This is a genomic window from Winogradskyella sp. UBA3174 (genome assembly GCF_002364335.1).
GTDB lineage: Bacteria > Bacteroidota > Bacteroidia > Flavobacteriales > Flavobacteriaceae > Winogradskyella.
The window spans coordinates 54,707-61,635 of record NZ_DEXW01000060.1 but is presented as its reverse complement, the minus strand read 5'-3'; the positions used below and the strand labels follow the sequence as shown (position 1 = coordinate 61,635).

The window sequence follows — 6,929 nt, the reverse complement described above, 5'->3', positions numbered from 1 at the left end:
CACTCTTTTCAAAAGCGAACTATTTGTTAAATGATAAAATACAGTTATATGGTGATTTACAAGTTAGAAACGTTAATTACGAAACTTCTGGTATTGCTTCAAATTTAGCAACATTTACTGTAGATGAAAACTATACTTTCTTCAACCCAAAAGCCGGAATTACTTACGAATTTAATACCAACAATGATCTCTATTTTTCTTATGCTAGAGCAAATAGAGANNAATGATTTTGAATTGGGATGGCGTCATAAAAAAGGAAACTTTAGCTTCAACGCCAATGGATATTTAATGATGTATAACGAGCAATTGGTATTAACAGGACAGATTAACGATGTTGGTGCACCCATTAGAAACAATAGTGGAGAAAGTTACCGTTTAGGTTTAGAATTAGAAGCTGTAATTCCAATAATACCTCAGATAACCTTACAACCAAATTTAGCACTTAGCGCGAATAGAAACAGAGAAACAGTAGTTTCGCTAAATGGAGAATTAGTAAATCTAGGTGCTACTGATATTGCATTTTCACCAAATATGGTTGCTGCAAACGCTATAGTTTATCAGCCTATTAAAAACCTTCAAATGTCTTTGTTAAGTAAATTTGTAGGTGAGCAGTTTATGAGTAATACTGAAAATGCTGAATCCAAGTTAGATAGCTTTTTCGTAAATGATTTTAATATCATATATACCATAGAAACAAAAGGAGTTTTTAAATCTATAGTGCTTACAGGACTTATAAATAATATCTTAAACGAAAAATATGTAGCTAACGGGTTTTTTGGATCCTTCGATTTTGAGGATAATACGAGTCCAACAGGAGTTGGCACCGGATTTTTCTCAGGCTTTTATCCGCAAGCAACTACCAATTTTTTAGTTGGTGTAACATTGAATTTTTAATTACTAATTAAAAAATTATTATTACCGATAGCTTCTACTCTGTATGGTTTTAGCGTACAGAGTAGTGGGTTATCTCCAGAAAAAGTACCTGTAGCCAAATTGTATGCGTTACCGTCCTCGCATCCGCAAGTAGCTATAATGCTTCCAGATTCAACAGTAAGTTCTGAGCAAGCGGAAGGGATGTGATTTGGATCTGCACCATCCCATGCAAGCAAAGTCGCTGAGTTTAGTCTATATAATATTATGCCTTCATTTCCAAAACCTTCTATTCTAACTGCATTTGAAGGAAATAGGAGTTGATTAAATTGAGGTAAGTTTAGGTTAATTGTAGTCGTAAAATTTATATCTAATAAAAAAATACAATTATTATTTATTTCAGTTTTATTACAACCAAAAAGTAAAACAGAAATTAGGACTAAAAAGAGTTTTTTCATCATTAAAATTTGAATGCCAATTTACAATTATTTAAGCTATGCTGTAAATATTTTATATATTTGCATAGTAATCTCGTTGACGCGAGATTTTTTTTATGCTGAATACAGTTCAGCACCTTTTAATTGAACACAGTTATACTTTTTGTATTTGCGAAAAAATATAAATCAGTTCATCTAATAAAACGAATTAATTATGAGTAACGTATCTTATTATACTGCAGAAGGCTTAAAAAAATTAAGAGATGAACTTAATCAACTCAAAGATATTGAGCGTCCCAAAGCGTCACAAGCTATAGGTGAGGCAAGAGATAAAGGAGATTTGAGTGAAAATGCTGAGTATGATGCAGCCAAAGAGGCACAAGGTATGTTAGAGATGAAAATTTCTAAGATGGAAGAAACTTTAGCTGGTGCACGTGTCATTGATGAGTCTCAATTAGATACGTCTAAAGTTTTAGCGCTTTCTATTGTAAAAATAAAGAACCATATAAACGGTATGGAAATGACCTATACATTAGTTGCAGAAAGTGAGGCAGATATAGCTACTGGTAAGATTTCTGTAAATTCTCCTATTGGCAAAGGTTTGTTAGGGAAATCTGTTGGCGATACAGCAGAAATTCAAGTACCGAGTGGTACAATGAAGTTTGATATTTTAGAAATTTCTAGATAAGTAAATTCTTGCGAAAGCAGTAATATCATATATATAGTATAAAAAGATTCCTCTTTGCAGGAATCTTTTTATATTTATAACAATAATATTTCCCTTGAATTATGGCTACACTCTTTACAAAAATAATTAATGATGAAATTCCTTCTTATAAAGTAGCCGAAACTGAAGATTTTCTTGCTTTTTTAGATGTTAATCCAAACTCTAAAGGCCATACGCTTTGTGTTCCTAAGAAAGAAGTAAACAAAATTTTTGATTTAGATGAAAAGAGCTATTTAGGTTTAATGAAATTTTCTAGACGTGTTGCTTTAGCTATAGAAAAATCGGTGCCATGTGAGCGTATTGGAATGTCAGTAATTGGCTTAGAAGTGCCACATGTGCATGTGCATTTAATACCATTGCATACTATGGAAGATGCCCGTTTTACACACAAAGAAAAGTTAGAAACAGAAGAGTTTAAAGTTATTGCTAAAACTATTAGCAAGGCGTTTAACTAAGAAGACGTTATACTAGTGATGACTACAATAATTGTAATCAAAATAATTAAATCTAGTGCAATAATTACCCATGCTAGTGGTTTAAGCTTAAGTGTTTTTGGTTTTAGTATTAGGGAGAGCTTTTGATAGGCAATAACCCGTTCAATATCATCTGTCCAACGAATAGGTAAAATTTCTGTGTTACAGTTTTTACAATTCATGTTACACATAGTTTCTTTGCTATTAGAAGTGTATAATAAGTTGTCAATTATTTTCTGTTTAAATATTAGTGTTAAACCACTATTAGAGAAACATTCAGGGCAATTATTACTTAGGCTAGTTTCTTTTAAGATAAAACTTTTTTGGGTTTCCATAATTTAAATTTATGAGACTATTTTCAAACTTATTTGTATGGTAGTGCCTTTTCCTATTTCAGAATTAAGAACTTTAATTTTTCCATCGTGGTAATCTTCAATAATTCGTTTAGCGAGAGAAAGGCCAAGTCCCCAACCTCGTTTTTTTGTTGTAAAACCTGGCTCAAAAATGGTGCTGAATCGATTTTTAGAAATCCCTTTTCCAGTATCAGAAATATTAATAAGTATTTGTTTTTCTGTTTGAGAAATTTTAAGGCTTAAATCACCTTTGCCTTTCATAGCATCAATAGCATTCTTAACTAGATTTTCTATAGTCCAACTGTATAATTGCGGATTTAAATTAACAAAAACAGCTGTTTGTGGTGAGGAAATTTTAAAATTTATAAGCTTAGAAGACCTTGCTTTTAAATAGTGATATGAGTTTTTGGTTTCTTCAATAATATCACTTTTTGTTAAAGTAGGTTTAGACCCTATTTTACTAAAACGCTCAGTAATGGTTTGTAAACGATCTATATCTTTTTCAATTTCAATTATATAATACGGATTTACATGTTCTGTTTTCAAAATTTCTGTCCAGCCAATTAAGGATGATAATGGAGTGCCAATCTGGTGTGCTGTCTCTTTTGCCATCCCTGTCCAGAGTTTATTTTGATCTGCATTCTTCGAACTTTTGTAGAACAAATAAACAACTGCAGAAAAGAGCAGTATAATTAATAAAAGTGCTAATGGATAATATTTTAATTTGTTGATGAGCGGAGAATTCCCATAATAGATCGTAGTTAAAACCTTATTTTTATATTTAATTTTAATAGGATTATTCTCTTTTTCAAATTTCTGAACTAATTTAATAAGATAGAGCGAGTCTTTAGCTTTCTCTTCATCAATATTTCTATAATCTAAGATACCATCATAATCAATACTAATCATTGGTGTGGTCTTGTTACTAGATAGTATTTGCAACGGAAGATTACTTACACTTTCACTAAGATTGCCAGTGGTGCTGGCCTCTTTTTGTGCAAAGGACCAATTCTGCATTTTATTTCGCTCCTCAGCCTTAAAATTTTGAAAAAACATATAAGTGTTCCAAAGGATAAGTGAAATAATTATAAATGAAGAAATAATAATAATCCAGCGGATTATATTTCGGTTAGAACTCAATGTCATTAGCTAGTTTGGTTTTAAATATAATACAAATCTGTTAATAATATTGTATCAATATGAATGCAAAATAGTTTCTCTAGAAACCTAATATAATTATATTTGTTGAAAATCAGTTGACTACATGGTTTCATTAGATCCAAAAGAGCTTTCTACAGGTAAATTACATGGTTATTTATTAACTGCTGTAGCACCTAGGCCTATTGCCTTTGCCAGTACTATTGATGCAGATGGAAACCCTAATTTATCGCCATTTAGTTTCTTTAATGTGTTTAGTGCTAATCCGCCAATATTAATTTTCTCGCCTGCGAGACGTGTTAGGGATAACACAATTAAACATACATTAGATAATGTTGAGGCAGTAAAGGAAGTAGTTATCAACGTTGTTAATTATGATATTGTACAGCAGATGTCTTTAACAAGTACAGAGTACCCAGAAGGTGTTAATGAGTTTGAAAAAGCAGGTTTAACGATGTTGCCCTCAGATAAGGTAAAACCATTTAGAGTTGCGGAATCACCGATACAGTTAGAGTGCAAAGTCAATGAAATAATACATTTAGGTACAGAAGGTGGAGCAGGAAATTTAGTGATTTGCGAAGTGGTAAAACTTCATATTGCAGATGAAGTAATGAACGAAGATGACACTATAAACCAAGAAGCACTAGATTTAGTTGCTAGAGCTGGTGGTAGTTATTATAGTAGAGCAAAAAAAGGCTTTTTTGAAATACCTAAACCTTTAAAAACTATGGGTATTGGTGTAGACTCTATGCCAGACCACGTTAGAAATAGTATGATTTTGACAGGGAATAATCTAGGTATGCTAGCTAATGTTGAAGCATTACCAAATGAAACAGATGTAAAACAGTTTATAGAAGATGTAAGCGAACGCTATCCTAATATAAAAACAGCATCACACAGAGAAAAACATAAAATAGCTCGAAATTATTTGAGCTATGGAGACGTAGAAAGTGCATGGAAGTTATTACTTTCGTAGTCTCAAAACATAAGTATTTAATAATTATAGATTAAGCAAAAATGGAAGTACAAGGACGTATTAAAATGGTAGGAGAAACGGAAACTGTTGGTAGTGGCGGTTTCAAAAAAAGAGACATTGTAGTAACTACAGAGGAGCAGTATCCACAACATATTTCAGTTCAGTTTGTTCAGGATAAAACTGATTTATTAAACAGCTATAAAGTTGGTCAACAGGTTAAAATAAGTATTAATTTACGCGGAAGAGAATGGACTAGTCCACAAGGTGAAGTAAAACATTTTAATACAATACAAGGCTGGAGAATTGAAGCTTTACAAGCTGAAGCTGCAAGCGGAGATATGCCACCAGTACCGCCAACAGAAGCTTTTGAACCTGTTAGTGATTTAAAAGAGGATGATCACGACGATTTACCGTTCTAAACTAAGCGTTAAAGTGAATAGATATAGAGACTTGTTTTTTTAATAAAGAAACAAGTCTCTTTTGGTTTAGAAACAAGTCTTTAAAATAAAAAAAGTCTCGATGGTTAGTCGAGACTTAGTATTGTGGTTTTAGGTTTGACCTCTACTAACAAACTTAAAAAAAGCAATGATGAACAAATTTATTTCATAAAGGTCAAGCCAAATATCAATAAAAATCTCTTACTATCAAAGCCTAGAGCCTTATTTAACACCAAAAATGTTAAAAATATTATTATAATAGTCTAAACTAATGCATTTCTTAACTCAAAAAATTCAGTTTCCAGATGTTTCTGAGGCATCTGCAGAAGGCTTACTTGCGGTTGGTGGAGACTTATCGCCAGAGCGCATACTCTATGCTTACGCTAGTGGTATTTTTCCTTGGTTTGATGACAATGAGCCTTTGCTTTGGTGGTCTCCAGATCCTCGTTTTGTACTTTTTCCTGAAGATTTAAAAGTGTCTAAGAGTATGAATAAAATTTTGAAGAAATCTACATTTTCGGTAACTATAAATAAAAATTTTAAAGCAGTTATAGAAAATTGTGCACATGCGAAACGCCAAGATCAGCTAGGAACTTGGATCACTAATGATATGGTTGAGTCTTACATTAAACTACATGAGTTAGGTTATGCCAAGTCTGTAGAAGTATGGCTTAATAAAGAATTAGTAGGAGGATTGTACGGAATTGATTTAGGTAATAATATGTTTTGTGGTGAAAGTATGTTTGCAAAAGTGAGCAATGCGAGTAAAGTTGGTTTTATTTCAATGATTCAAAATTCAGACTACAAAATTATTGATTGTCAATTACACACCAATCATCTTGAGAGTTTAGGTGGTAAACACATTTCGAGATTAGATTTTTTAAAATACCTCTAAGCCATAGATATTATAAAATCATTTTAATTATTTAATGGTTACACCTCGTTATATCTAAAGCAAGACCTCTCGTGGTCATTAACCATTCCTGTAGCTTGCATATATGCATAGACAACAGTAGAGCCCACAAATTTAAAACCACGCTTCTTTAAATCTTTGCTTAATGCTTCGCTAAGTGCTGTGTTTGCTGGTGCTTCTTTATAGTTTTCAACTTTATTTTTCATGGGTTTTCCGTCAACAAAATTCCATACATATGTCGAAAATGACCCAAACTCATCTTGAATTTTCATAAAAGCCTGTGCATTGGTTATTGTTGCGTTTATTTTTAACTTGTTTCTAATAATGCCTGCATCTTGTAATAGTGCATCAATTTTAGATTGCTTATATGTTGCAATTTTCTTGTAATCGAGATTATTAAAGGCTTTTCTGAAGTTTTCGCGTTTTCGTAAAATGGTTATCCAGCTCAAGCCAGCCTGAAAAGTTTCTAATATTAGAAATTCAAAGAGCGTAGCATCATCATAAATCGGAACACCCCATTCCTCATCGTGGTAAGCTTCATATAACGAGTCGCCAACACACCAGTTGCATCTGTGTTTTGTCATT

General features: G+C 32.3%; 10 protein-coding genes. 6 read left to right on the top strand and 4 right to left on the bottom strand.

Annotated features, from left to right (window positions below; genetic code table 11):
* Positions 1 to 201: 201 nt before the first annotated feature.
* Positions 202 to 894, top strand: a complete 693-nt coding sequence (locus B2U95_RS11020) for a TonB-dependent receptor domain-containing protein (RefSeq protein WP_296316318.1) — start codon at positions 202 to 204, stop codon at positions 892 to 894.
* Here the strand turns inward: B2U95_RS11020 and B2U95_RS11015 are convergent.
* Positions 891 to 1,328: a hypothetical protein gene (locus B2U95_RS11015; protein ID WP_296316315.1), complete on the bottom strand. Its 438-nt coding sequence runs from the start codon at positions 1,326 to 1,328 to the stop codon at positions 891 to 893. The two genes, B2U95_RS11020 and B2U95_RS11015, sit on opposite strands and share 4 nt — an antisense overlap.
* 193 nt (positions 1,329 to 1,521) lie before the next feature.
* Between B2U95_RS11015 and greA the strand changes: the two genes are divergently transcribed.
* Both greA and B2U95_RS11005 read left to right on the top strand, forming a co-directional pair.
* Complete coding sequence (gene greA, locus B2U95_RS11010; RefSeq protein ID WP_296316312.1) at positions 1,522 to 1,995, top strand: transcription elongation factor GreA; 474 nt, start codon at positions 1,522 to 1,524, stop codon at positions 1,993 to 1,995.
* A gap of 101 nt (positions 1,996 to 2,096) precedes the next feature.
* A complete protein-coding gene (locus B2U95_RS11005; RefSeq protein WP_296316310.1) occupies positions 2,097 to 2,489 on the top strand; it encodes an HIT family protein in 393 nt (130 codons plus the stop codon).
* On the opposite strand, the gene B2U95_RS11000 is transcribed toward B2U95_RS11005, so the two are convergent.
* Entirely contained in the window at positions 2,486 to 2,842 is a 357-nt protein-coding gene (locus B2U95_RS11000; protein WP_296316307.1) for a hypothetical protein, read from the bottom strand. The two genes, B2U95_RS11005 and B2U95_RS11000, sit on opposite strands and share 4 nt — an antisense overlap.
* Before the next feature lie 9 nt (positions 2,843 to 2,851).
* Positions 2,852 to 4,006, bottom strand: a complete 1,155-nt coding sequence (locus tag B2U95_RS10995; protein WP_296316305.1) for a sensor histidine kinase — start codon at positions 4,004 to 4,006, stop codon at positions 2,852 to 2,854.
* Positions 4,007 to 4,124: 118 nt separating this feature from the next.
* Here B2U95_RS10995 and B2U95_RS10990 point away from each other — a divergent pair, with 118 nt between their 5' ends.
* The 3 genes from B2U95_RS10990 to aat all read left to right on the top strand — a co-directional run bounded on the left by B2U95_RS10990 (position 4,125) and on the right by aat (position 6,326).
* Positions 4,125 to 4,994 (top strand): flavin reductase family protein, encoded by an 870-nt coding sequence (locus tag B2U95_RS10990; RefSeq protein WP_296316302.1) that lies wholly within the window; start codon positions 4,125 to 4,127, stop codon positions 4,992 to 4,994.
* 41 nt (positions 4,995 to 5,035) lie between these two features.
* The gene (locus B2U95_RS10985; protein ID WP_296316298.1) at positions 5,036 to 5,413 is read left to right on the top strand and encodes a DUF3127 domain-containing protein; all 378 of its coding nucleotides are present in this window, start codon (positions 5,036 to 5,038) and stop codon (positions 5,411 to 5,413) included.
* 289 nt (positions 5,414 to 5,702) lie between these two features.
* Complete coding sequence (aat, locus tag B2U95_RS10980; protein ID WP_296316294.1) at positions 5,703 to 6,326, top strand: leucyl/phenylalanyl-tRNA--protein transferase; 624 nt, start codon at positions 5,703 to 5,705, stop codon at positions 6,324 to 6,326.
* A gap of 38 nt (positions 6,327 to 6,364) precedes the next feature.
* On the opposite strand, the gene B2U95_RS10975 is transcribed toward aat, so the two are convergent.
* Positions 6,365 to 6,928, bottom strand: a complete 564-nt coding sequence (locus B2U95_RS10975) for a DNA-3-methyladenine glycosylase I (RefSeq protein ID WP_296316292.1) — start codon at positions 6,926 to 6,928, stop codon at positions 6,365 to 6,367.
* Position 6,929 lies beyond the last annotated feature (1 nt).